Source organism: Ruegeria sp. CDSA020 (genome assembly GCF_059612345.1).
The window spans coordinates 24769-47722 of record NZ_JBXWQK010000001.1; the positions used below are offsets into that span (position 1 = coordinate 24769).

Sequence of the window (22954 nt, forward strand, 5' to 3'; positions counted from 1 at the left end):
CGCGCACCGCCGGGGGGCAAGCTTAGAAGGAGAGAGCGTGCAGGCGGTCAAACAATTCCGTAATTCCGTTGCGATCAAGATTGGCAAATGCGATGCGGACTTGTCGTTTCCCGGCCGGGTCGTGATCGGGCATGAACATCGTGCCTGGCAGCAACAGAATGCTGGCATCCGTGACCAGCCGACGGGCCAAATCATCCGAAGAGATGTCAAACGGGTGTTCGAAATAGGCAAAATAGGCGCCCAACCCAAGCAACCGCCATCCTTTACTGGTCAGTTTGGGAAGTTGTCTTGTAATGACAGCGCGACGGTCGAGGATTTCCCTTCGTTCATCGGCCAGCCATTGCGACAGGTTTTGCATCCCCCAAAGCGCACCAAACTGACCGATTTGGTTTGGACAGATCGCGACGGTATCCAGAAATTTCTCAATCTCAGACAGCAGCAACGGACTGGTCGCAACAGCACCTACTCGGTGACCAGTCAGACGGTAGGCCTTTGAAAACGAATATAGATGAATCAGAGTGTCATCCCAGCCCGGCTGAGCGAACAGATCATGGGGCGGGCCGCTGCGGCTGTCGAAATCGCGGTAGGTCTCATCAACCAAAAGCTTAATTCCGGTTTCGCGCGACAGTTCGAAAAACGCGCGCAGCAGCTCAGCCGGGTATTCGACACCGCCGGGATTGTTCGGGGTGACCAGAGCAATGGCGCGGGTCTTATCCGTTATCAAATCCCGCGCCGCGTTCACCTCTGGCAACAGTCCATCATCAGTTCTCAGATCAATGGCGTTAACACCTGTCATATCCAGCCACATTTTATGGTTGAAATACCACGGCGTGGGCAGAATGACCTCATCCCCTTGGTCTGTGATGGAGGAAATCGCAGCGGCGAAGGCCTGATTGCAGCCAGAAGTAATGGCAACCTGTTCCTGTGCGACAGGTGCGCCATAATGAACCGTAATCTGGCTGGCCAGTTCAGACCTGAGGGCGCTGTTGCCCAGAACCGGGCCATAGAGATGAGCGGAATCCTCGGTCGACGCATAAGCCGCCATCGCCTGACGCATCTCAAGTGGAGGCGGATCGACGGGGGCCGCCTGACTTACGTTTATCAAGGGCCGCTCTTCAGGGAAGGTCACGCCTTCGATCCACCGGCGCGCCTCCATGACTGGGGGCGGAAAGGTGGCGGCGGTGCGTGTCCGGGTCATCTCAGCGCCCCAGTCACTTGCTGCGCTTGGGCCGGATCAATCCGTGCCCCGGTAGGGTTCGACATATTGCAAAGCCATATCCCACGGGAAGAAAATCCAGGTGTCCTGGCTGACTTCGGTGATGAAAGTGTCAACCATCGGGCGGCCTTTCGGCTTGGCATAAACCGTCGCGAAATGCGCCTTGGGATACATCGCCCGTACCAGTTCCAGAGTTTTGCCACTGTCGACCAGATCGTCGACGATCAGGATTCCGGTGCCGTCGCCCATGAGGTCAGCGTCGGGCGCTTTGAGCACTTCGGCTTCGCCTTGATCCTGATGATGGTAGGAGCGCACGCTGATCGTGTCGACTGTGCGAATGTCCAGCTCGCGGCTGACAATCATCGCCGGTGCCATGCCGCCACGGGTAATGGCAACGACGCCACGCCAGGCTCCATCATCCGGACCTTGCCCATCCAGCCGCCAAGCGAGCGCTCGGGAATCGCGGTGAATCTGATCCCAGCTGATGTGAAAGCCTTTTTCGTGGGGCAGGCGGTCCTTGGCACTCATGATTCAACCCTTCTCAACGTCTGGAGCATCAACTGCTTTCATGCCGACGATATGGTATCCCGAATCCACATGCAGGTTCTCACCAGTGACACCGCCGCTTAGATCGGAAAGCAGATACAGCGCCGAGTTGCCCACATCGTCGATGGTCACATTGCGGCGCAGGGGTGAGTTATATTCGTTCCACTTCATGATATAGCGGAAGTCCCCGATACCGCTGGCGGCCAGCGTCTTGATCGGCCCGGCCGAGATCGCATTCACACGAATGCCGTCCTTGCCTAAATCCTCGGCCAGATATTTGACCGATGCTTCCAGCGCGGCTTTGGCAACGCCCATGACATTATAATGCGGCATCACCTGTTCGGCACCGTAATAGGTCAGGGTGATGGCGCTGCCGCCTTCGGTCATCATCTTTTCGGCACGCTGCATTACGGCGGTAAAGGAATAAACCGACACGTCCATCGTGAGGTTGAAATTCGCCCGCGATGTATCAACGTAGCGCCCGCGTAGCTCATTCTTGTCTGAAAAACCGATTGCGTGGACAACAAAGTCCAGCTTTCCCCATTTCTCGGACAGCGCATCGAACAATCCGTCGATCGAGGCTTCATCGCTGACATCGCAGGGCAGGACGATTTCACTGCCCAGCTGTGCCGCCAGAGGGTCAACGCGCTTTTTCAAGGCATCCCCTTGATATGAGAATGCTAACTCGGCCCCGGCCTCGGACAAGGCGCGGGCGATTCCCCATGCGATTGATTTGTCATTGGCCAGTCCCATGATGAGGCCGCGCTTTCCGGCCATCAACTGATTTGACATGTTCGGTTCTCCGCCTGTCTTCGCGTTATGTTGCGTTGGTTTATGCCATTGGCTGGTCTGCTTCAAGGCCGTGCACTCTTGCCCGTGGCGGGAACTCGCCCTAGGGTATCCCTCAATAGTTTCCAGGGGATGGAAATGAGCGAACGTGATGGCATCTTCGCAGGAACCGACCCATTTGCAATAGCAGGGCGGTGGCTGGGCGAAGCTGTGAAGAGTGAACCCAACGATCCTAACGCGATTGCACTGGCAACCGTGGGCGAAGATGGTATGCCCAATGTACGAATGGTGCTGTTGAAAGAGATTGAAGCCGACGCCTTCGTTTTCTACACAAATTACGAAAGTGCCAAGGCAGGCGAGTTGGACAATGCTGGCAAGGCGGCCTTCGTGATGCATTGGAAATCTTTGCGGCGTCAAATCCGCGTTCGTGGTACAATCACGCGCGAGGATGGACCAAAGGCTGATGAGTATTATGCCTCCAGGTCATTGAAAAGTCGGCTTGGTGCATGGGCGTCCAAGCAATCTCAGCCGCTTAGCAGCCGTTCCGCGCTGATGGCGGATGTGGCGAAAGTGACCGCAAGGCTTGGCCCTAACCCTCCGCGCCCTAAATTTTGGGGTGGTTACCGGCTTGTGCCGACGGAAATCGAATTCTGGGCAGACGGCGCATTTCGTCTGCATGACAGGTTCAGGTGGTGCCGGGATGACGCTGCTTCCGAATGGCAGATTCAGAGGTTGAATCCATGACGTTCACGTGTCGCGAATTGCAATGCGCAGATAACAAAGGGATTTTTCACCTTGAATTTGCGCGTCAATCCCATACACATCGGACCCTTAATAAAGTGAAAAAAAACGCAGTGGGACCACAGTGCCAGAAGATCTGAACAACATGTACCGCGTCCGAGGACACGTTAAATGGTTCGACCCTGCCAAAGGATACGGCTTTGTCGTATCGGATGAAGGTGGGCCGGATATTCTGCTGCACGTAAACGTTTTGCGTAATTTCGGTCAAAGCTCGGTTGCAGACGGGGCGGGCATCGAAATTATGACGCATCGCACTGATCGCGGTGTGCAGGCTGTCGAAGTCATCAGCGTCGATCCGCCAGCGCGCGCCGATACGATGATGCTCGCGGATTTTGCTGAACTTGATCCAGTTGAGATTGCAGCGGCCCCTTTGGTGGCTGCGCGGGTTAAGTGGTTCGACAAGGGCAAAGGGTTTGGCTTCGCTAATGTATTCGGGCGTGGCGAGGATGTGTTCCTGCATATTGAGGTTCTACGCCGTTCGGGGCTTGCGGATCTGCAACCCGGTGAAGCATTGGCCATGCGGGTCATAGACGGACAGCGTGGTCGGATGGCGGCCCAGGTTATGGCCTGGGAAGCAGCTATGGATGACTGATCTGTCATGGCAGGGCTTTTCAAGGTTCTGACTGTTGTCTTGTTACTTTGGGCCGGTGGCGCAGACGCCGCCTGTCGTACAGATCGTGTTAGCCTGAAAAATGATAAGTCCCAAATCGGCTTTGATATTGAACTCGCCGTGTCGCCACAGGAGCGATCGCGCGGACTCATGTTTCGAGAATCGCTTCCGGTACGTTCAGGAATGCTGTTTGTATTCGACCCACCGCAACCTGTTGCGTTCTGGATGAAGAACACGCTGATTCCTCTGGACCTGATCTTCATAGATAAGACGGGTATGGTAACGAAAGTTCATCACAACGCGATTCCCGGTGATTTGACCCCCATCGGAGGGGGCGATTCGGTATTCGCGGTGTTGGAAATCAACGCTGGTCTCGCAGATCGTTATCTGATCACGCCTGGAACACAGATCCAGCACAAAGTTTTTTCACATGGTCCGGCAATTTGGCCCTGTTAGGGCTTTTCAAATCAGAACGGCACGGTTAGGAAGGCGCACGGTTCGGGGCGTGGCGCAGTCTGGTAGCGCACCTGTTTTGGGTACAGGGGGTCGTAGGTTCGAATCCTGCCGCCCCGACCACTTCTTCAAAAATTAAAATGGCGACCCACCCATCGTTCGATAGATGGCGCTAAGGGTTTTATCCAATTCTTTGCTTTCTACAGGGACTTTTGCAGCAGGCCCTGTTTCGCGCGGCACATTAAAAAACAGATCCGCTTCAACCAGATAGCCATCTGCATTTTTTTCGGCGGTCAGCCGAGTCACACTTTTGGGTAGGTTCTGTGGATAGCCGTTATAGTTGAGAATCAGGTAGGCTGTGGTCTTCGGAGGCAGGAGTTCCTGACACTCGAACTGACGATTTCCGAATTTCCTAAATTCCTCACCCGGGCCGTTGCAGGATGTCTCGAACGTAGCAAACAACTTGTCGGGAAAGGCTGAGAACTGCGCGCTGCGCGATGTGGCGGGCGTTTCTTGTGGTGTGCAGGCCACGATCAGGGCAAACAGGGAAATTATTCGAAACGCGGTCATTGATCGGTCTGCCCTTTGTTGGATGTGCTTTTACGCGCACCTCTGAGTAATGTCGAAATCGGCCGGATGCTGATTCTATTTCAACCTAGACATCTTAAGGCTGGTTTATCAAATCGCGATAAGTAAGCCGGAAAGAACGGTTAATCGTATTACGGACTTGGCTAGGTGATGGCGAACCATGGCGGATAACTCTGTGGAGGAATCGGAAACTGTCCTTCTCCAGTTTGTCTATGCGGATCGGTCAACATAAAAGATTCCAAAAATGGCGGAAAAAGGCCGTTGACGATCTATGTGTGAATACGCCAGATTGTATAGGCCGAAAGTGCTGCCACTAAATCTGGTAGAAAATCCAGAACGTGGCATAGGGCGAGGGCTGGAGAGCACATCATACTTACGTGCGTCCGTCGGAACGGGGTCACGCTGCTTCGGGCAGCGGCCGGTTTCCTGCGCCCAAGATTTTCGGTTAGGGCAGATGGTCCGTTTATTGGGATCAAAAGCCAAGAGACAAGTTGATTGAATCTAGGGCGGCGGACATGAAGATTGACAGAAAATTTACCAAATCGGGACAGGATGCTTATGCAGAGCTTAAGTTCGCTTCTGCGACGTCAGAAATCCGAAACCCGGATGGGACCATCGTTTTCCGCCTGGACGATATCGAGGTTCCTACCAGCTGGAGCCAGGTCGCAAGCGACGTCATCGCGCAGAAGTATTTCCGCAAGGCAGGCGTTCCGACCAAGCTGAAGAAGGTCAAGGAAAAGGATGTCCCTGAATTCCTGTGGCGTTCTGTTCCGGCTGAGGACGCTGAATTTGGGGGCGAAATCTCGTCCAAGCAGGTGTTTGACCGTCTTGCCGGCGCCTGGGCCTATTGGGGCTGGAAAGGTGGCTATTTCTCGACCGAGGATGACGCGAGCGCCTATTTCGACGAGATGCGTTATATGCTGGCGACTCAGCGCGCTGCGCCGAACAGCCCGCAATGGTTCAATACCGGCCTGCACTGGGCTTACGGAATCGATGGCCCAGCACAGGGGCACCACTATGTCGATTATAAGACAGGCAAGCTGACCAAATCGAAATCCGCCTATGAGCATCCGCAGCCGCATGCGTGTTTCATCCAGTCCGTAGATGATGATCTGGTGAACGAGGGTGGCATTATGGACCTGTGGGTCCGCGAGGCGCGCCTGTTCAAATACGGAAGCGGAACCGGGACCAACTTTAGCCACCTGCGTGGCGAGGGCGAGGCACTGTCGGGTGGCGGTAAATCCTCGGGTTTGATGGGCTTTCTCAAGATCGGCGACCGCGCCGCTGGCGCGATCAAATCAGGTGGCACGACCCGTCGAGCAGCAAAGATGGTCATCGTCGATGCAGATCACCCAGACATCGAGAAATTCATCGAATGGAAGGTGATCGAAGAGCAGAAGGTGGCCTCGATCGTTGCCGGATCGAAGATGCACGAGAAGATGCTGAACGGCATTTTCGAGGCCATCCGCAGCTGGGACGGCGCGCAGGAAGATGCGTATGATCCCAAGATAAATGACAGCCTGAAAAAGGCGGTTCGCGAGGCGAAAAATGTTGCGATCCCCGAGACTTACATCAAACGCGTTCTGGATTACGCCAAGCAGGGTCACGATAGCATCGAATTCCCGACCTACGATACGGATTGGGATTCGGAAGCCTACAGCTCGGTTTCGGGCCAGAACTCGAACAACTCGATTCGCGTAACCAACGCCTTCCTGACCGCTGTCGAGAAGGACGCGGACTGGGAGCTGGTCAACCGCACAAACGGGAAAGTCGCCAAGACCGTCAAGGCGCGCGACCTGTGGGAAAAGGTTGGCCACGCGGCCTGGGCCTGCGCCGATCCCGGCATCCAGTTTCACGACACAGTCAACGAGTGGCATACATGCCCCAAAGATGGGGAGATTCGCGGATCGAACCCGTGTTCGGAATATATGTTCCTCGATGATACGGCCTGTAACCTTGCGTCGATGAACTTGCTGACTTTCCTCAAAGATGATGAGTTCCAGGCAGTGGACTATATGCATGCCTCGCGCTTGTGGACTCTAACGCTGGAGATCTCGGTGACCATGGCGCAGTTCCCGTCCAAGGAAATCGCGCAGCTGTCCTATGACTTCCGCACTTTGGGTTTGGGCTATGCCAATATCGGCGGTCTGCTGATGAACATGGGCTATAGCTATGACTCGGATGAAGGCCGCGCGATCTGTGGCGCGCTGACCGCGATCATGACCGGTGTTGCCTATGCAACCTCGGCCGAGATCGCCGGCGAACTGGGGCCGTTCAATGGCTATGAGCGCAACGCCGATAACATGCTTCGGGTCATCCGCAACCACCGACGCGCATCTCAGGGTGTGACTGAAGGGTATGAGAAACTGGCAGTGAAGCCTGTACCTCTGGACCATGGCAACTGCCCGGATAAACGTTTGGTTGATCTGGCGATGTCAGCTTGGGACGAAGCGCTGAGCCTGGGTGAACAGAACGGTTATCGCAACGCGCAGGCCACTGTGATTGCGCCAACAGGAACCATCGGTCTGGTGATGGATTGCGACACCACTGGGATCGAGCCGGACTTTGCTTTGGTAAAGTTCAAGAAACTGGCCGGTGGCGGGTATTTCAAAATCATCAACCGTTCGGTGCCTGCAGCGCTGGAAAAGCAGGGGTATTCCTCGGCTCAGATTGAAGAGATCGTCAGCTACGCGGTTGGTCATGGCACCATCGGCAACGCTCCGGGGATCAACCACACCTCCCTGACGGGTCACGGCTTTGGCCCCAATGAACTGGCCAAAGTGGATGCCGCGCTGGAAAGCGCCTTCGACATCCGGTTCGTGTTTAACCAGTGGACTCTGGGCGAGGATTTCTGCACCGGCGTTCTCGGCATTCCTGCGACCAAACTGAATGACCCGACCTTCGATCTGCTGCGCCATCTGGGCTTTACCAAGGCGGATATCGACGCGGCCAACGACCACGTCTGCGGAACCATGACGCTGGAAGGCGCGCCGCATCTGAAGGAAGAGCATTATTCGATCTTCGACTGCGCCAATCCGTGCGGCAAGAAAGGCAAGCGTTTCCTGGGTGTTGACAGCCACATCACCATGATGGCTGCAGCGCAGAGCTTCATTTCGGGTGCGATCAGCAAGACGATCAACATGCCGAATGACGCCACCATCGAGGATTGCCAGAAAGCTTATGAGCTGTCCTGGTCGCTGGGTGTGAAGGCCAACGCGCTGTATCGCGACGGCTCTAAACTGTCGCAGCCATTGGCAGCCGCGCTGGTCGAGGATGACGAAGAGGCAGCAGAAGTTCTGGAAACCGGGACGCCGCAGGAAAAAGCCGTCGTTCTGGCCGAGAAGGTGATCGAGAAGGTTGTGGTCAAGGAAATGATCCGCAGCCATCGCGAAAAACTGCCCCATCGCCGCAAGGGCTATACGCAAAAAGCGATTGTCGGCGGCCACAAGGTCTATCTGCGCACCGGTGAGTTCGAAGACGGCCAACTGGGTGAGATCTTCATCGACATGCACAAGGAAGGCGCGGGCTTCCGGGCGATGATGAACAACTTTGCCATCGCCGTGTCGGTTGGCCTGCAATATGGCGTGCCGCTGGAAGAGTTTGTGGATGCCTTTACCTTCACCAAGTTCGAGCCCGCTGGGATGGTACAGGGCAACGACTCGATCAAAAATGCGACGTCGATCCTGGACTACATCTTCCGCGAACTGGCCGTGTCCTATCTGGATCGCACCGATCTGGCTCATGTGAAGCCAGAAGGAGCAAGCTTTGACGATCTGGGTCGGGGTGAGGAAGAGGGTGTCTCGAACGTGTCCGAGATCAGCGAAAGCGCTGCATCCAAGTCTTTGGAAGTTCTGAAACAAATCAGCTCGACCGGGTATCTGCGCAAACGGATGCCGCAGGAACTGATGGTTCTCAATGGCGGACAAACCGTGGTTAACGGCATGGCCGAAACCGCAGCCACTTTCGAAGCTCCGGTGGTTGAATCCGCCGCCGCAACCGGAATGGATGCCCGCACCAAAGCCAAGATGCAGGGCTATGAGGGCGATCCTTGCGGTGAATGCGGAAACTACACGCTGGTGCGCAACGGCACCTGCATGAAGTGCAACACCTGCGGCTCAACAAGCGGGTGTAGCTGAGTTAAGCGCCCCGGCAACCCGGGGCGCAGGGGTCGGAAGCTGCCACAGTTACCGGCCCCGACGAATACGGAGCAAGGCGCAGAGACTTACCTTCGATGCCTTGGTCCACTCGGCCGACATGCCCGTGTTGGCCGGGAACAGGGTGGGGCGGAATATATGCTCTTTCCCACTCTTTCACGGAACGGGTGCGCTCGTTCCATGCGACGTCCAGGCCGCAGGCAAACAAAACACCGGGCGGTCAACGAATGGAGCCTGGATGGCGAAACTGACAGGGGGCTTCGGCCCCCTTTCTTTTTACCTAAAAACGGCGAATTCGGCAGAGCCTCGCCGGATTACCCGTTTCCCGTCGGGCAAGAACCGCCGAGCGGGTTTGAGGGAATTTTGCCGAGCGACTGACCGCGGATGCGACTCTGGCAAACACGCGGAGTTTGGCGCGAAATCAAAGCGATTGAAGTGAGCGGCTGACAACCGGTGGTGATTGCGTGTTTCTGATGCCTGTCCGGACACAAAACACACAAACTCTATCAGGAGGCATCACAATGAAACCGAATACTCTGGCGACCTTTTCCGCACTTGCTCTTGCTCTGCCCACTTTGGCCCTCGCGCAATCTACGGCGGATACCAACGGGGACGGCGTTCTGACAATCGAAGAGGTTCAGGCAGTCGTGCCGGACGTCGACGCAAACGGATTTGCGGCGATGGATGCAAATGGTGACGGCGCGCTGGATCAGGATGAGATCACCATCGCGCAGGAAGCCGGGTTGCTGCCATCTACAAACGGCTGATTAACAAATTTTCAAGGCGGCCAGACGAAAATTCTGGCCGCCTTTCTAGGTGTTTATCGGGGTAGGTGAATGTTGAATTTACTGCGAATCTGCGCATCCAATGCCGGATCGAACCGTGCTGGCGAAGAGGTCGACAGGATTTCCAGTTTTCGCGCGGTCGCTTTTTCGATCAAGTCAGGTTTGCCAAGCTCGACCCATTCTTTCGGAGACGTTCGATCTCCATGTGCTGGATACACATAGTCGGCCTGCATGCGCCCAAGTGTGGCATCGGTTCCCAAATAGTGACCGGGTCCACCAAGGCAAACCTCGGCCATCTGATCCAATGCCAGTGTTTCGTCAGACACTTCGATCCCGCGGACGCAGCGCATCGCCTGTCCGATAAGATCATCCCCTAAGATCAGGCTTTCAAAGCAAAAACCCAACAGAGACGAGTGCATTCCGGCGGATTCATAAACCATATTCAGGCCCGACAGGCCGGCCATGACGTTCGAGCACATCTGCTCCCATCCCGCTTGCATATCGGGCAATTTGGAATCCGATGCGCCTGCGGCGGCTCCGCCTGGCAGATCATAAAACTTGTGCATTTGGGCACAGCCTGCGCTGAGCAGAGCCTGTTCACCAGATCCTACGGACATGGCGCCTGTCCGAAGGTCCAACCCAAAGGGCCAGGTTCCAAAAATCGCTGGTGCACCGGGCTTTATGGCATTTACATAAACCAAACCGGCAAGACATTCTGCTGTCGCCTGGGCAATGGCGCCTGCGATTGTGGACGGAGCAGTTGCACCTGCCATTCCGGCCGAAAGAAGAAGAACAGGCATTCCTGCCTTGATGCATTCCTCCATCACCTGACAGCTTTCAGTGGCAAACTTCATGGGCGGTACGACAAAGCAGTTCGAGTTCGAGATGAATGGCCGCTCGCGCCACTTGTCTTCACCGCCTGCGATCATGTGGATTAATTCCATCGCTGGCGCGACATAACTAGGATCGGTGAACGATGTGCCGATATGCTTGTAAGTACCAGAACTACAAGCGTAAATCGTGTTCAGGTCCATCTCGAGATTGTCGGAAATATCGCGACAAACCATCGGGCGTTGGACAAAATGGATGTTGTCCAGCTGTTGGCAAATCCGCGCGGCATCGTGCAGATCCTGCACAGTCGAATCGCGGTATTCGCGGCCGTTGACTTCAACCATACTGACAGCGGCACCGGCGGTCCCATAGTGAACCTTTGCCCCCGACAATTCCAGGTCAGTTTGACCATCCCGGCTGAACAATGTGACCGAGCGGTTGGCTTTGGCAATGGTGTCTTCAACCAGCGCGCGCGGAAACCGGATGCGCCCGTCGTCGCCAAGTGTGCAGCCTGCGCCAACCAGATAGTCGATCCCGCTTTGCGGAGCATCCGCCAGACCTATGGTTTCAAGCGCCTGCAGCGCGGCCTCGTGAATGCGTTCGACTTGTGGCTGAGTCAGTGGCTTGTAGCGTCCGCCCTCCATTCCCGGGCGGATAGGGCGCAGATGATCAGGCAGAGCAGATGCGCGGGCAGCACGACGCGCAGCACGTCCGCCACTGCGGGAAGAGTTACGGGGTTGGTCGTTCATGTTTAGGATCCAGTAGTGAGAAACGTATTTTGAGAGGCCTTACAAAAAGCCTGACGGCCGCCCCCTGGCAGCACGTCCCCGATCCGCGCCGATTGTGCGGCTGATCAGGTGGATTTTCCAAAATTCGTTCTGCATTTGGTTCCTCATCCAGTGGCCGCAGTGTTCCAATTCAGAACGGCATTATCTGTTCTATTTGCGACCTTGATGCCGAAAAGCGAAGCAAATTCTCAAGTGATTGTTGCCTAAAGATATTTTTCCCCGAGGCGGTCGAAATCTGCTATAATTCCTGTGCTTACTTGAATTGGGCCTCTAGGCTAAACACTTTTTTAACGAATGCGGCCCAGTTTGTAGCAAATTGATCTGAATACTCGAAAGCATTGCTGAAAGGTTTTTGGTGAATCGTAGGAAGGTGCATATCGCATTAATTGTTGCTCTGGCGACATCCGGCTTCTCACCGGCTTTGGCCGAGGATTGGAGCGGTGCCTATGCGGGATTCAGCTTTGGCTATGCTGATGCAGACGGGCCGAATGGTTCAAGCGGCAGCGACACCAGCTTTGGTCCTCATCTCGGGTATGACTTTGATTTCGGCAAGTTCGTGTTGGGTGGTGAGCTTGAGTATAACCGGCTGTCGCTGAATCTTGGTCAGGGCGAAGGCAGTCTGGATAGCATGACCCGGCTGAAATTGCGCGGCGGATACGATTTCGGCAATGCGTTGGGATATGTAGTTATCGGTGCGGCGCGCGTGGATTCCACGGTCGAAAACGATACCGCAGCGGTTTATGGCATTGGTGTCGCTTATCCGATTGGCAATAATTTCGTCATCAGCGGTGAGGCGCTGCGCCAGAATTTCAATGACGTTACCCGATCGAATGGGGGGCTGGATTCGAATGTGTTCAACCTGCGTACGACATTCCGGTTCTAGCAAGATTTCCAGATTGAATCTGATCTGAGCTGCCGAATTCACGACCATGAAGGTCAGGTGTTTGCGGAACATGGCGTCAATTTCCTATTCCAATTCAAGGCGTTCGCCAATCACTCCCTGGTCATGATAGAACGTAAGGCTTGGCGCGGCGGGATAGCCGTGCTAGAGGATGATCCATGAACCGGATGACCTGCATCATTATCTGCTGCATTACCTGCTGATTTATCAAGCGGGCCGGTTTCTTTCGTTTTCTTCCCTGAGACAAGTTGCTAAGCCCGCGCCAACGCGAGACGCTATGCCGTTCTTAGGAGCCGACAGATGAAGACGATCAAACTGCACAACACACGGACACGGACAAAAGAGGATTTCGTTCCGATCAGCGCCGACAATGTGCGGATGTATGTCTGTGGACCTACCGTCTATGACCGTGCCCATCTGGGTAACGCGCGGCCCGTGGTCGTGTTTGATGTGCTCTATCGTTTGCTGCGGCATGTTTATGGCGCAGATCATGTGACCTATGTGCGCAATTTCACCGATGTGGATGACAAGATCAACGCGACCGCCCTGGAACGCCAAAAGGCCGGGGCCAAAGGGTCGCTGGAGGATTTGGTGCAGGAACGATCGGATGAGACCATTGGCTGGTATCTGCACGACATGGGCGCGCTGGGGGCGTTGGAGCCGACCGAGATGCCGCGCGCGACGCAATATATTACTCAGATGGTCGCGATGATCGAGGATCTGATTGCCAAGGGTCACGCCTATGCGGCCGAAGGGCATGTTCTGTTCGCGGTGGACAGTTGGAAAGAGCAGTACGGAGCCCTGTCCGGTCGGTCCGTGGATGACATGATCGCGGGTGCCCGGGTCGAAGTTGCGCCGTATAAGAAGAACCCGATGGATTTCGTTCTGTGGAAACCGTCTACCGACGAGTTGCCAGGGTGGGAGTCTCCTTGGGGCCGAGGGCGTCCGGGTTGGCATATCGAATGCTCGGCCATGAGCTATGAGCTGTTGGGTGAGAGCTTTGACATTCACGGTGGTGGCAACGATCTGATGTTCCCGCACCATGAAAACGAGATCGCCCAGAGCAAATGCGCCCACCCGCATGGCGAGTTTGCGCGCGTTTGGCTGCACAATGAGATGCTGCAGGTCGAAGGCAAGAAAATGTCCAAATCGCTGGGCAATTTCTTCACCGTGCGTGATCTGTTGGAAAAGGACGTGCCGGGCGAGGTGATCCGGTTTGTGTTCTTGCAGACGCATTATCGCAAGCCGATGGACTGGACCGAGAAAAAGGCGCGTGAAGCGGAAGCAACGCTGCGCAAGTGGCGGGCGCTGACATCAGGCATCGAGCCCGCCGCCAGCGCGGCGCCCGCGGTCATCGCTGCGCTGAGCGATGATCTGAACACAGCGGGCGCCATCACCGAGCTATACCGGCTGGCGTCCGAAGGTGACCATGCAAGCCTGTTGGCTGGCGCCCAGGTTATGGGTCTGTTGATGCCCGAAATGGGTGCATGGGCCGATCTGGCCTCAGTGGATTTGGGGTCGTATGCGGATAAACTGGCAGAAGCGCGGGCCGGGGCGATGCAGAGCAAGGACTTCTCAGAGGTGGATCGCCTGAAAGCAACATATGTGGCCGCTGGCCTTGAAGTGCGGATGAGCAAAGAAGGTGTAGAGTTGGTTCCCGGTACCGGCTTTGACCTTACCAAGTTGGAGGGAGTGTTATGACAAAAACTCGCCTCTACCTCTACGACACCACTTTGCGCGATGGGCAGCAGACGCAGGGCGTGCAGTTCTCGACCGCTGAGAAGGTGCAGATCGCGCAGGCTCTGGACGAGTTGGGTGTGGATTACATCGAAGGTGGTTGGCCCGGTGCGAACCCGACTGACAGTGCGTTTTTTGATGCTGCGCCGAAAACTGCCGCGCAGTTGACCGCTTTTGGGATGACCAAACGCGCCGGCCGGTCGGCTGAGAATGACGATGTTCTTGCGGCGGTGATGAACGCAGGCACAAAGGCAGTGTGTCTTGTGGGCAAGTCGCATGATTACCACGTGACCCAGGCGCTGGGGATCACTCTGGACGAGAATGTCGAGAACGTGCGCGCCTCGGTTGCGCATATCGTGGCGCAGGGGCGTGAGGCGCTTTTTGACGCCGAGCATTTCTTTGACGGCTACAGGGACAATCCCGGATATGCGGTCCAGGTTTGCAAGGCCGCTTTAAAGGCCGGAGCTCGCTGGGTTGTTCTGTGTGACACCAATGGGGGCGCATTGCCCGGTGAAGTGTCGCGGGTTGTATCCGAGGTGATTGCCGCAGGCTTGCAAGGTGATCGTTTGGGCATTCATACCCATAATGACACGGAAAACGCGGTTGCGTGCTCGCTCGCTGCTGTGGATGCGGGCGTGCGTCAGGTTCAGGGAACCCTGAACGGGTTGGGCGAACGCTGCGGGAATGCAAACCTGACTGCTTTGATCCCCACTTTGCTGCTGAAAGAACCTTATGTGTCGCAGTTTGATATTGGGGTCAGCGTCGGGGCCTTGGCGGGTCTGACTCGGGTCAGCCGTATGTTGGACGAAATCCTGAACCGGGTGCCCAGCAAGCAGGCGGCCTATGTGGGGGCGTCTGCTTTTGCGCATAAGGCGGGGCTGCATGCCAGCGCGATCCTGAAGGATCCGTCGACGTACGAACATGTCGATCCGGCGACTGTCGGCAATGCACGGATCATCCCGATGTCGAACCAGGCGGGGCAGTCGAATCTGCGTAAACGCCTGACTGAGGCCGGCCTGAGCGTGGAAAGTGGTGATCCGGCGCTGGGGCGCATTCTTGACCGGATCAAGCAGCGCGAGGCCGAAGGCTATTCTTATGACACTGCCCAGGCTAGTTTTGAGCTGCTGGCGCGCGATGAGCTGGGTCAGTTGCCCGCCTTTTTCGAGGTCAAACGCTATAAGGTCACGGTTGAGCGGCGGAAGAACAAGTATGACAAGATGGTCAGCCTGTCCGAGGCGGTTGTCGTGGTGAAGGTCGACGGGGAAAAGAAGCTGTCGGTCAGTGAATCTCTGGACGAAGATGGCAGCGACCGAGGGCCGGTGAACGCTTTGGCCAAGGCTCTGGCCAAGGATCTGGGGCAGTATTCGCGGATATTGGACGACATGCATCTGGTCGATTTCAAGGTGCGGATCACCCAAGGCGGAACCGAGGCCGTGACGCGGGTCATCATCGACAGCGAAGACGGGCAGGGGCGGCGCTGGTCAACTGTCGGGGTCAGCGCGAACATAGTGGATGCGTCGTTTGAGGCCCTATTGGATGCGATCCAGTGGAAGCTTGTACGGGATTGCCGTCCTCGGGCGGTGGTGGCCGAGTGACGGTGCAGTTCAATGATGATCTGAAGGCCTGTGCTGCATTGGTGCATCGCGCCGATCCGGACCGGTTCATGGCGGCGATGGCCGCGCCGGTTGCCGCACGTTCGGTTCTGTTTCCGATCTATGCGCTGAATGTCGAGGTCGCCCGAGTGCCCTGGGTCACGCAAGAGGCGATGATTGCCGAAATGCGCCTGCAATGGTGGCGCGATGCATTGCAGGAAATTGCTGAAGGTCCGACTGTGCGTCGACATGAGGTCGTGACGCCTTTATCGCAGGTTCTTTCTCCACATCTGGCGGTGATGCTGGATGAATACGTGGCCGTAAGGCGCTGGGATATCTATCGCGATCCTTTTGAGGACGAGGCCCATTTGGAGGCCTACCTAAATCACAGCTCGGCCAGTTTGATGGTGGCGTCGGCGCAATCTTTGGGTGAGGCCGACGAGCCTGTGTTGCGGGATTTCGGCTATGCCGTTGGCGTGGCGAACTGGTTGCGCGCAATCCCGGATCTTGAAGCGCGCGGGCGTATACCTTTGTTGGATGGAACACCCGATGCAGTGCGCGATCTGGCGCAAAAGGCTCTGGACCGGTTACGGCGCGCACAGGGACAGCCTCTGGCGATTTCACCAGAGGCGCGCCCGGCGCTTTTGGCGGGTTGGCAATCTGAATGGGTGTTGCGCAAGGCGATTGCTCAGCCAGATCGCGTGGCCGCAGGGAATTTGATGCAGGGTGAGGTTCGGCGCCGGGTTTCACTGATGTGGAAGGTGGTCCGGGGTCGCTGGTAGACCTCAGACCGTTTCGGGATCGGACGGGCGCAGAACCAACCAAAGCAATGCGCCCCCGGCCAGAGTCAACAATGGAACCATGGCAAGGTTTACCGCGGTCCAGCCTTCAACCGGTGAGCCGCCAGAGCAGTTCATTAACCCACCCGAAGCAAGTGAAGCCAGTGTGACGCCACCGAATACCAGCAGGTCGTTCAGACCCTGCATGCGGCCACGCTCGTTGATATCATGCGATGCCGCCAACATGGTGGTCGCGCCAATAAAGCCAAAATTCCATCCGACGCCCAGCAAGATCAGAGCGATGAAGAAGTTCTCGAGCTCAACCCCTTGCAAGGCGACAACGCCAGCACCGGCAAGGATTGCCAGACCAAGAGCTACGATCTTTTCTACGCCGAAACGGGCGATCAACTGGCCGGTGAAGAAACTGGGGATGTACATGGCGAGAACGTGAAAAGAGACCACATCTGCCGCGTCATTGGCTGTGTAGCCACAACCAACCACTGCCAGCGGAGTGGATGTCATGACCAGATTCATCAACGCATAAGAAACCATTGCGCAGATGATGGCCACGGCGATGCGCGGCGTCTTTAGCATCTCAAGCCGGGTGCGTCCGGTCGGGGCCCCCTCAGCGGCTTTTGCAGGCGTGGGGATGTCCAGAAAGAAAAACAAGACCGAGCCCAGAATGTTGAGCGCAATCACCGCCAGATAGGTGCCCAGGAATGGGATCACATAGGCGGTAGAGGTCAGCTTAACGATTTGGGGGCCAATGAGCGCGGCTGCCAGACCACCGGCCATGACGTATGAGATTGCCTTAGGGCGAAACGCGTCCGAGGCTGTGTCCGCGGCGGCAAAGCGATAGAATCCGTGCGCGCTCATATAGATGCCGGTCAGCAGGCTGCCCGCCAGAAAGACCGGGAACGAGGCCAGATACAAACCGTAGGCCCCAACCAGACCCCCGCAGGCACCTGCCGTTGCCCCAACCAGAAACCCTGCGCGCCGTCCCCAGCGTTGCATTATGGCGGAAATCGGCGTTGCCGCCAGCATTGACCCCAGCACGATCAGCGAGATGGGCAAGGTTGCGAGACAGGCATTGGTGGCCAGCGACTGCCCGGCCAGACCGCCAACAATAAAGATCATCGGCATCTGCGATCCCAGAATGGCCTGAGCTGCGACCAGAACAGCGACATTGCGCTTGGCCTGACTGTTATCCGGGATCGTGGGTGTCATTGTCATGCGCCAATGCGTAGCGATGAAAGCCGGGTCATACAAGACGGTTGCATCTGCGACAAAGCACCCTAACGTGCTGCTGACCAATTTGCCGGAGCGCGCATGTCCGTCGGACGTATCATTGAAACCCCCGATTGCGTGGCGGAGGGGGCCAAGTGGCTGGCCGAGACCTGTCCGCGCATGGCCTATGCGATGGACCAGACCGGGCCTTTGCCGCTGCGCCGTAAGCCTGACGGGTTTGCCCAGCTGCTCAGCGCGATCGTCAGCCAACAGGTCAGCGTGGCCTCGGCCAATGCCATATGGAAACGCCTGCAGGATGCAAAGCTGACCGGTCCACGCAAAATCATGTGGGCCATGGATGAGGATTTGCGCGCGGTGGGCCTAAGCCGCCAAAAGATCAGATATGCCCGGGCGCTTGCGGAGGCTCGTATTGATTACAAAGCGTTACGCGACGCACCTGATGAGGATGTTGTGGCGATCCTGACCGAAGTTTCAGGCATAGGCGTCTGGACTGCCGAGATTTACGCGATGTTTTCTCTGGGCCGTGCCGATGTGATTGCGCCGGGCGACCTTGCGCTGCAAGAGGCCGCGCGCATCCTCTATGATTTACCCAAGCGCCCTACGGATAAAGAACTGCGCCAGATGGCCGAAGCGTGGTCACCCTGGCGGTCGGTTGCAGCGCGGGTGTTGTGGGCCTATTACCGGGTCGCAAAAGAACGAGAAGGGATCAGATGACACGGGTTTTGAATGCGCTCCGAAAAGAGCCGGTTTCGGGCGATACACGCTCGGTCGTGGTGTTCGTGCATGGCTATGGCGCCAACGGGGCCGACTTGCTGGGGCTGGCCGATGTGTTGGGCGAGCATCTACCGGACACTCTGTTCGTTGCCCCTGACGCGCCCGAGCAGATCCCGGGTATGCCCAATGGCTTTCAGTGGTTCCCGATCCCGTGGATTGATGGCTCTTCCGAAGAAGAATCGCGCCGCGGGATGGAAATGGCGGCGGATGACTTCGACGCTTTCCTCGATGCGTTGATGGTGGACGAAGACGTTCTGCCCGAGCAGGTGGTTCTGTTCGGATTTTCGCAAGGCACGATGATGAGCCTGCATGTCGCCCCGCGCCGCGAGGACCCAGTGGCCGGGATAGTAGCCATTTCAGGACGCCTTCTGGAACCCGATCTTCTGCCGGATGAAACAGTCAGCCGCATGCCGGTCCTACTGGTACATGGCGACGCCGATGACGTCGTGCCGCCTCAATCCTTGCCCGAGGCCGCCGAGGCCCTGCAAGCGGCTGAGTTCAAAGAGGTCTATGCCCATGTCATGAAGGGCACCGGCCACGGTATTGCCCCGGATGGTCTTAGCGTCGCACTGGCTTTCATGCGTGACAAGCTGAGCCTTTAAGCAATGATTGCGGTCCGCCCCATGATGCCCGAGGATGTCGCAGCAGCTTGCGATTTGCTCAACCAGATCATCGCCATTGGTGGTACGACCGCGAATGAAACCCCTTTCTCTGAAGCGCAGTTTGCACAGAGCTATCTGGAGGGGCAGGATAAGATATGCTGCCACGTGGCGCTGGATCAGGCCGGAGAGGTCGCCGGGTTTCAATGGCTAGGGGTGAATGACAGGCTTCCCGACGATTGCGGGGATATCGCCACGTTCTCGCGCCGTGAACCGCCTTTGAAAGGGGCAGGGCGTGCCCTGTTTGCAGAAACTTCCAAATTTGCGGCAGGGCTCGGGTTGAAATATCTCAACGCAACCATTCGCGCCGACAATGCCCCTGGTCTCGGATATTATGGCAAGATGGGGTTTCGGGATTACTCGGTGGCTTATGGTGTGCCGTTAGAGGATGGAACGCCGGTCGACCGGATTTCCAAACGGTATGAACTGAGGAAGGACACGCTGTGCTGATCGTGACGGGAACAGTTGACGTTGCGCCGGAAGCTGTTGAAAAAGCTGCCAAAGCCGCGCAAGAGATGGTCGCCGAGACAGTCAAGGAATCGGGTTGTCTGGTCTATGAGTTCAGCCAGATTCTGGGTCATGCCAATCGGTTTCGGATCTACGAAGAATGGGAAAGCCAGGCCGCGCTCGAGGCGCATTTTGCCACGCCGCATATGGCGAGGTTTCAGGCGGTTTTGGGCACGGTCGGAGTGACCGAAAGTCAGATCTATCGCATCACCGGCGGCGACAAGAAGCCGCTGCGGTGATCCTAACTCCATAAGGTAGGCTCGGCGAATTCGATGGAGTTTCCGGACGGGTCGCGAACGTAAAGTGACAATGCTCCGTTCGGCCATTCAAATTCAGCGTCTACGGGCACGTTCCAGTCTATAAGATGTTTTCGCATCACCGCGATTTGCGCGCGCGCCATGCCAAAGCAGGCATGACCCGGACCTTGGGCGCCATGGGCGGGAACAGGCAGGCGCGGGTTGCCCGGAGGTTTTTCGGTCTCTGCCGCATTGAATAGCAGCAACACTGAACCACCCACCTTGTAGAACACATGCCGGTTGGCGACACGCTGGATTTGCTCAAGCGCCAGAACGTCCCCATAGAAATGCTCTGCAGCATCCAGGTCGTCGACATAAAGTGACGCTTCTAAAAGGCCGGTTGGCTGCGGAATGTCAGGTGATACCTTCATTCCTCTATCCTATCACAATTAGGCGTATCGGTCACCGACGTGGGCGCCGGTCCCGTTTGCGCGAAGAAGATGGCGCGAGGGCAGGCATAGATAGGCTATCCCATTGCCCCGGCTCAAGCCCGTCCAATGTCCAGTCGCCAATCCGGGCGCGGATCAGTCGAAGGGTCGGGTGCCCAACGGCCGCCGTCATCCTGCGCACTTGCCTGTTTCGACCTTCTCGAAGGACCAGTTCGACCCAACAATCCGACACCGTCTGCCGCACTCTGATCGGCGGGTCGCGCGGCCATAATGCCTCGGGCTGATCCATCAATCGCGCCTTGGCAGGGCGGGTCAAGCCCTCCTTCAGCTCAACACCATCGCGCAGGGCTTTTAGGGCGGAGGCGTCTGGCTCCCCTTCGACCTGCACCCAATAGGTCTTAGCCATTTTATGCTTGGGATCGGCTATCCGCGCCTGAAGGCGACCATTGTCGGTCAACAGCATCAAACCTTCGCTATCGCGGTCCAATCGCCCGGCGGGATACACGTCCGGCAGATCAATGAAATCCGACAGCGTACTGCGCGGAGACTCCGCATTCGCGCGATCCGTGAACTGCGGCAATACATTGAATGGTTTATTGAAGCGGATGAACCAGGACATTACCCGCCATAGCCCGGCGATCGAATTGGTGCAACCTGTGGATAACTGTCATCGGCCTGTTACGGATTCGGAATGCTCAATCCCCGAGATATTGTGGAAACTCAGGGCTTGTCAGAGCTTTAACACGATATATAGTAAAGCTAAGGCCGGGGCGGGGGTTCTCCGCTCTGATGTCAAAAGAGGCAGAGCAGAGCGTGGAGCGATTCTGATATGGACGGAGACTTCAGGACCGAATTTGTCAGGGAACCCGGTGCGCTCAAGCATCATCCGGCATTGGTTTTGAACGCCGATTACCGCCCCTTGTCCTACTATCCACTATCGCTCTGGCCGTGGCAGGAGGCCATAAAAGCTGCCTGGCTGGACAGGGTGGATATCGTCGCCGAATATGACGAAGTTGTCCGAAGCCCGAGCACCGAGATACGAATACCCTCGGTCGTTGTGCTGAAAGATTATGTAAAACCCAGAAAGCGCGTGGCCTTCACGCGCTTTAATTTATTTCTGAGGGATGAATTCCGCTGCCAATACTGTGGCAGCCGTGGGGATCTGACCTTTGATCATGTGATCCCGCGCGCGGCGGGCGGGGTGACAAGCTGGCAGAATGTTGTTGCGGCCTGTAGCCCATGTAACTTGCGCAAAGGGTCTAAATCACTGCGGCAAGCAGGAATGACATTGCGCAAGCCTCCGCGGCAGCCGGATGCCGAGGCTTTGCGCAACGTTGGACGAAAATTCCCACCGAACCACCTGCATGACAGTTGGATCGACTTTCTCTATTGGGATGCGGAACTGGACGAGCTCTAACGGCCTTCACGCCACGCGGCGAACCAGAGCAGAACCAGAACGAAAGACAAAGCGGCATTCCATCCGGCCATGGAAACACCAAATAACTCCCATGGAATATCATCACAGCGTACCAGTGGTGCCGACATGATCTGATCCAGCAGTTCTTCTGCCGACAGACCGCCGATGCTGCTTGATGTGCAGCTTGACGGACCTTCCCACAAACCGCGTTCTACACCAGCGTGATAGACACCAATGACCGCAGTGGTCAGCGCCGCCATGACGCCTAAAAGAGGGAGGATCGCCAGCCGAGGTAGCGCAAGCGCCGCAGCACCGATCAGGATGGCGACAGCATGCGGATAGCGTTGCCAGATGCACATTTTGCAGGGTGGAAGCCCGCCGAGATACTGAAACGCAAAGGCCCCAAGCAGCAATGCCACAGATCCAAACGTGGCAACCAGGACCAGTAAATTTCGTCTTGTCATAGGAATCTCACCGCTAGGAACCCGCCGAACAAAAGGATGATGAACAGGGTAAACATAAGGCCCAGCCGCTTTTCTATGAAGGTGCGGATCGGCTCTCCGAACCCCCAAAGCAGACCGGCGACGATGAAGAACCGGATCGCTCGGGCCAGAATCGAGGTGGCAATGAAGGTGCCCAGGGGCATCCCTGTCCAGCCGGACATGATGGTGATGACCTTATAGGGAAAAGGCGTAACCCCAGCGGCCAGAACAGCCCAGAAACCAAAGTCATTGAACCGTGTGTTGAACTCTTCCATGGCGTGGGCTTTGCCCATGGATTCAAGGATGGGCTGGCCGAGGCTTTCATAAAAGAACGCGCCGATTGCATATCCTAACATTCCGCCCAAAACCGAAGCTACCAGTGCCACAGAAGCAATCAGCCAGGCCCGGGAGGGTCGGGCAAGGATCATGGGAATCATCAGAACGTCCGGCGGTATCGGAAAGAAAGAGCTTTCGATGAAGGAAACAATAGCCAGCGCCCACAAGGCATTCGGGTGTTCTGCCAGACGAATGGTCCAGTCATAAAGAGGTCGCAGCATCAGGTGCAATTTCCCTGTACATGTGTTGGGTAAGCCAAATCATGCGCCCCGCAGG

At 56.6% G+C, this 22954-nt stretch carries 24 protein-coding genes and 1 tRNA gene; 15 read left to right on the forward strand and 10 right to left on the reverse strand.

Annotated elements, in window-relative coordinates; translation table 11 throughout:
• Window positions 1-22: 22 nt before the first annotated feature.
• From AC2FJW_RS00125 to fabI, 3 genes are read right to left on the reverse strand one after another with little or no spacing between them, the layout of a single operon-like run.
• The gene (locus AC2FJW_RS00125) at window positions 23-1198 is read right to left on the reverse strand and encodes an aminotransferase (RefSeq protein ID WP_496748889.1); all 1176 of its coding nucleotides are present in this window, start codon (window positions 1196-1198) and stop codon (window positions 23-25) included.
• A gap of 36 nt (window positions 1199-1234) precedes the next feature.
• On the reverse strand, window positions 1235-1744 hold the full coding sequence (gene gpt, locus AC2FJW_RS00130; RefSeq protein ID WP_496688181.1) for a xanthine phosphoribosyltransferase: 510 nt from the start codon (window positions 1742-1744) through the stop codon (window positions 1235-1237).
• A gap of 3 nt (window positions 1745-1747) precedes the next feature.
• On the reverse strand, window positions 1748-2554 hold the full coding sequence (gene fabI, locus AC2FJW_RS00135; protein WP_142633624.1) for an enoyl-ACP reductase FabI: 807 nt from the start codon (window positions 2552-2554) through the stop codon (window positions 1748-1750).
• Between the two features lie 135 nt (window positions 2555-2689).
• Here fabI and pdxH point away from each other — a divergent pair, with 135 nt between their 5' ends.
• The 4 genes from pdxH to AC2FJW_RS00155 all read left to right on the forward strand — a co-directional run bounded on the left by pdxH (window position 2690) and on the right by AC2FJW_RS00155 (window position 4538).
• On the forward strand, window positions 2690-3295 hold the full coding sequence (gene pdxH, locus AC2FJW_RS00140) for a pyridoxamine 5'-phosphate oxidase (protein WP_142633627.1): 606 nt from the start codon (window positions 2690-2692) through the stop codon (window positions 3293-3295).
• A gap of 142 nt (window positions 3296-3437) precedes the next feature.
• Window positions 3438-3944: a cold-shock protein gene (locus AC2FJW_RS00145; protein ID WP_282021219.1), complete on the forward strand. Its 507-nt coding sequence runs from the start codon at window positions 3438-3440 to the stop codon at window positions 3942-3944.
• A 6-nt stretch (window positions 3945-3950) separates the two neighbouring features.
• Window positions 3951-4418, forward strand: a complete 468-nt coding sequence (locus tag AC2FJW_RS00150; protein WP_281972048.1) for a DUF192 domain-containing protein — start codon at window positions 3951-3953, stop codon at window positions 4416-4418.
• A gap of 43 nt (window positions 4419-4461) precedes the next feature.
• Window positions 4462-4538 (forward strand) — tRNA-Pro (locus AC2FJW_RS00155).
• 12 nt (window positions 4539-4550) lie between these two features.
• Here AC2FJW_RS00155 and AC2FJW_RS00160 read toward each other — a convergent pair.
• Complete coding sequence (locus AC2FJW_RS00160; protein WP_496748891.1) at window positions 4551-4985, reverse strand: hypothetical protein; 435 nt, start codon at window positions 4983-4985, stop codon at window positions 4551-4553.
• A gap of 533 nt (window positions 4986-5518) precedes the next feature.
• Between AC2FJW_RS00160 and AC2FJW_RS00165 the strand changes: the two genes are divergently transcribed.
• Both AC2FJW_RS00165 and AC2FJW_RS00170 read left to right on the forward strand, forming a co-directional pair.
• Window positions 5519-9139 carry a vitamin B12-dependent ribonucleotide reductase gene (locus AC2FJW_RS00165; protein ID WP_496695552.1) on the forward strand — a complete coding sequence of 1207 codons (3621 nt, stop codon included), beginning with the start codon at window positions 5519-5521 and terminating at the stop codon, window positions 9137-9139.
• 539 nt (window positions 9140-9678) lie between these two features.
• Window positions 9679-9924 carry an EF-hand domain-containing protein gene (locus tag AC2FJW_RS00170; RefSeq protein WP_496748892.1) on the forward strand — a complete coding sequence of 82 codons (246 nt, stop codon included), beginning with the start codon at window positions 9679-9681 and terminating at the stop codon, window positions 9922-9924.
• Between the two features lie 53 nt (window positions 9925-9977).
• On the opposite strand, the gene AC2FJW_RS00175 is transcribed toward AC2FJW_RS00170, so the two are convergent.
• Entirely contained in the window at window positions 9978-11522 is a 1545-nt protein-coding gene (locus AC2FJW_RS00175) for a trimethylamine methyltransferase family protein (protein ID WP_496748894.1), read from the reverse strand.
• A 409-nt stretch (window positions 11523-11931) separates the two neighbouring features.
• Between AC2FJW_RS00175 and AC2FJW_RS00180 the strand changes: the two genes are divergently transcribed.
• From AC2FJW_RS00180 to AC2FJW_RS00195, 4 genes are all read left to right on the forward strand, one after another.
• Entirely contained in the window at window positions 11932-12444 is a 513-nt protein-coding gene (locus AC2FJW_RS00180; protein ID WP_142633643.1) for an outer membrane protein, read from the forward strand.
• A 318-nt stretch (window positions 12445-12762) separates the two neighbouring features.
• Entirely contained in the window at window positions 12763-14163 is a 1401-nt protein-coding gene (gene cysS, locus AC2FJW_RS00185) for a cysteine--tRNA ligase (protein WP_496748895.1), read from the forward strand.
• Window positions 14160-15794 (forward strand): citramalate synthase, encoded by a 1635-nt coding sequence (gene cimA, locus AC2FJW_RS00190; protein WP_496748897.1) that lies wholly within the window; start codon window positions 14160-14162, stop codon window positions 15792-15794. Before cysS ends, cimA begins: the two co-directional genes overlap by 4 nt.
• A 2-nt stretch (window positions 15795-15796) precedes the next feature.
• Window positions 15797-16573 carry a squalene/phytoene synthase family protein gene (locus tag AC2FJW_RS00195; RefSeq protein ID WP_496749171.1) on the forward strand — a complete coding sequence of 259 codons (777 nt, stop codon included), beginning with the start codon at window positions 15797-15799 and terminating at the stop codon, window positions 16571-16573.
• A 3-nt stretch (window positions 16574-16576) separates the two neighbouring features.
• Here AC2FJW_RS00195 and AC2FJW_RS00200 read toward each other — a convergent pair whose 3' ends face one another.
• Complete coding sequence (locus AC2FJW_RS00200; RefSeq protein ID WP_496695543.1) at window positions 16577-17803, reverse strand: MFS transporter; 1227 nt, start codon at window positions 17801-17803, stop codon at window positions 16577-16579.
• Window positions 17804-17899: 96 nt separating this feature from the next.
• Here AC2FJW_RS00200 and AC2FJW_RS00205 point away from each other — a divergent pair, with 96 nt between their 5' ends.
• Genes AC2FJW_RS00205 through AC2FJW_RS00220 form a run of 4 tightly spaced genes read left to right on the forward strand, consistent with a single transcriptional unit; the run spans window position 17900 to window position 19997 of the window.
• Window positions 17900-18532: a DNA-3-methyladenine glycosylase family protein gene (locus AC2FJW_RS00205; protein WP_281972057.1), complete on the forward strand. Its 633-nt coding sequence runs from the start codon at window positions 17900-17902 to the stop codon at window positions 18530-18532.
• The gene (locus tag AC2FJW_RS00210) at window positions 18529-19194 is read left to right on the forward strand and encodes an alpha/beta hydrolase (protein WP_142633653.1); all 666 of its coding nucleotides are present in this window, start codon (window positions 18529-18531) and stop codon (window positions 19192-19194) included. The genes AC2FJW_RS00205 and AC2FJW_RS00210 overlap by 4 nt, the downstream gene beginning before the upstream one ends.
• A 3-nt stretch (window positions 19195-19197) precedes the next feature.
• Entirely contained in the window at window positions 19198-19701 is a 504-nt protein-coding gene (locus AC2FJW_RS00215) for a GNAT family N-acetyltransferase (RefSeq protein WP_496748899.1), read from the forward strand.
• Window positions 19695-19997 (forward strand): putative quinol monooxygenase, encoded by a 303-nt coding sequence (locus AC2FJW_RS00220; RefSeq protein WP_496748900.1) that lies wholly within the window; start codon window positions 19695-19697, stop codon window positions 19995-19997. The genes AC2FJW_RS00215 and AC2FJW_RS00220 overlap by 7 nt, the downstream gene beginning before the upstream one ends.
• 2 nt (window positions 19998-19999) lie before the next feature.
• Here AC2FJW_RS00220 and AC2FJW_RS00225 read toward each other — a convergent pair whose 3' ends face one another.
• Window positions 20000-20425, reverse strand: a complete 426-nt coding sequence (locus tag AC2FJW_RS00225; RefSeq protein WP_496748901.1) for a VOC family protein — start codon at window positions 20423-20425, stop codon at window positions 20000-20002.
• A gap of 31 nt (window positions 20426-20456) precedes the next feature.
• Window positions 20457-21062: a pseudouridine synthase gene (locus AC2FJW_RS00230; protein ID WP_496691200.1), complete on the reverse strand. Its 606-nt coding sequence runs from the start codon at window positions 21060-21062 to the stop codon at window positions 20457-20459.
• A gap of 210 nt (window positions 21063-21272) precedes the next feature.
• Here AC2FJW_RS00230 and AC2FJW_RS00235 point away from each other — a divergent pair, with 210 nt between their 5' ends.
• On the forward strand, window positions 21273-21860 hold the full coding sequence (locus tag AC2FJW_RS00235; RefSeq protein ID WP_142633663.1) for an HNH endonuclease: 588 nt from the start codon (window positions 21273-21275) through the stop codon (window positions 21858-21860).
• Here the strand turns inward: AC2FJW_RS00235 and AC2FJW_RS00240 are convergent.
• On the reverse strand, window positions 21857-22324 hold the full coding sequence (locus AC2FJW_RS00240) for a disulfide bond formation protein B (RefSeq protein ID WP_271947233.1): 468 nt from the start codon (window positions 22322-22324) through the stop codon (window positions 21857-21859). The genes AC2FJW_RS00235 and AC2FJW_RS00240 overlap by 4 nt on opposite strands.
• Entirely contained in the window at window positions 22321-22899 is a 579-nt protein-coding gene (locus AC2FJW_RS00245; protein ID WP_496700406.1) for a YqaA family protein, read from the reverse strand. Before AC2FJW_RS00245 ends, AC2FJW_RS00240 begins: the two co-directional genes overlap by 4 nt.
• Between the last annotated feature and the right edge of the window lie 55 nt (window positions 22900-22954).

Coding starts and splice junctions, on each gene's coding strand:
- AC2FJW_RS00125 (WP_496748889.1), bottom strand. CDS start 1,198: ATGACCCGGACACGCACCGCCGCCACCTTTCCGCCCCCAGTCATGGAG.
- gpt (WP_496688181.1), bottom strand. CDS start 1,744: ATGAGTGCCAAGGACCGCCTGCCCCACGAAAAAGGCTTTCACATCAGC.
- fabI (WP_142633624.1), bottom strand. CDS start 2,554: ATGTCAAATCAGTTGATGGCCGGAAAGCGCGGCCTCATCATGGGACTG.
- pdxH (WP_142633627.1), top strand. CDS start 2,690: ATGAGCGAACGTGATGGCATCTTCGCAGGAACCGACCCATTTGCAATA.
- AC2FJW_RS00145 (WP_282021219.1), top strand. CDS start 3,438: ATGTACCGCGTCCGAGGACACGTTAAATGGTTCGACCCTGCCAAAGGA.
- AC2FJW_RS00150 (WP_281972048.1), top strand. CDS start 3,951: ATGGCAGGGCTTTTCAAGGTTCTGACTGTTGTCTTGTTACTTTGGGCC.
- AC2FJW_RS00160 (WP_496748891.1), bottom strand. CDS start 4,985: ATGACCGCGTTTCGAATAATTTCCCTGTTTGCCCTGATCGTGGCCTGC.
- AC2FJW_RS00165 (WP_496695552.1), top strand. CDS start 5,519: ATGAAGATTGACAGAAAATTTACCAAATCGGGACAGGATGCTTATGCA.
- AC2FJW_RS00170 (WP_496748892.1), top strand. CDS start 9,679: ATGAAACCGAATACTCTGGCGACCTTTTCCGCACTTGCTCTTGCTCTG.
- AC2FJW_RS00175 (WP_496748894.1), bottom strand. CDS start 11,522: ATGAACGACCAACCCCGTAACTCTTCCCGCAGTGGCGGACGTGCTGCG.
- cysS (WP_496748895.1), top strand. CDS start 12,763: ATGAAGACGATCAAACTGCACAACACACGGACACGGACAAAAGAGGAT.
- cimA (WP_496748897.1), top strand. CDS start 14,160: ATGACAAAAACTCGCCTCTACCTCTACGACACCACTTTGCGCGATGGG.
- AC2FJW_RS00200 (WP_496695543.1), bottom strand. CDS start 17,803: ATGACAATGACACCCACGATCCCGGATAACAGTCAGGCCAAGCGCAAT.
- AC2FJW_RS00205 (WP_281972057.1), top strand. CDS start 17,900: ATGTCCGTCGGACGTATCATTGAAACCCCCGATTGCGTGGCGGAGGGG.
- AC2FJW_RS00210 (WP_142633653.1), top strand. CDS start 18,529: ATGACACGGGTTTTGAATGCGCTCCGAAAAGAGCCGGTTTCGGGCGAT.
- AC2FJW_RS00215 (WP_496748899.1), top strand. CDS start 19,198: ATGATTGCGGTCCGCCCCATGATGCCCGAGGATGTCGCAGCAGCTTGC.
- AC2FJW_RS00225 (WP_496748901.1), bottom strand. CDS start 20,425: ATGAAGGTATCACCTGACATTCCGCAGCCAACCGGCCTTTTAGAAGCG.
- AC2FJW_RS00230 (WP_496691200.1), bottom strand. CDS start 21,062: ATGTCCTGGTTCATCCGCTTCAATAAACCATTCAATGTATTGCCGCAG.
- AC2FJW_RS00235 (WP_142633663.1), top strand. CDS start 21,273: ATGGACGGAGACTTCAGGACCGAATTTGTCAGGGAACCCGGTGCGCTC.
- AC2FJW_RS00240 (WP_271947233.1), bottom strand. CDS start 22,324: ATGACAAGACGAAATTTACTGGTCCTGGTTGCCACGTTTGGATCTGTG.
- AC2FJW_RS00245 (WP_496700406.1), bottom strand. CDS start 22,899: ATGCTGCGACCTCTTTATGACTGGACCATTCGTCTGGCAGAACACCCG.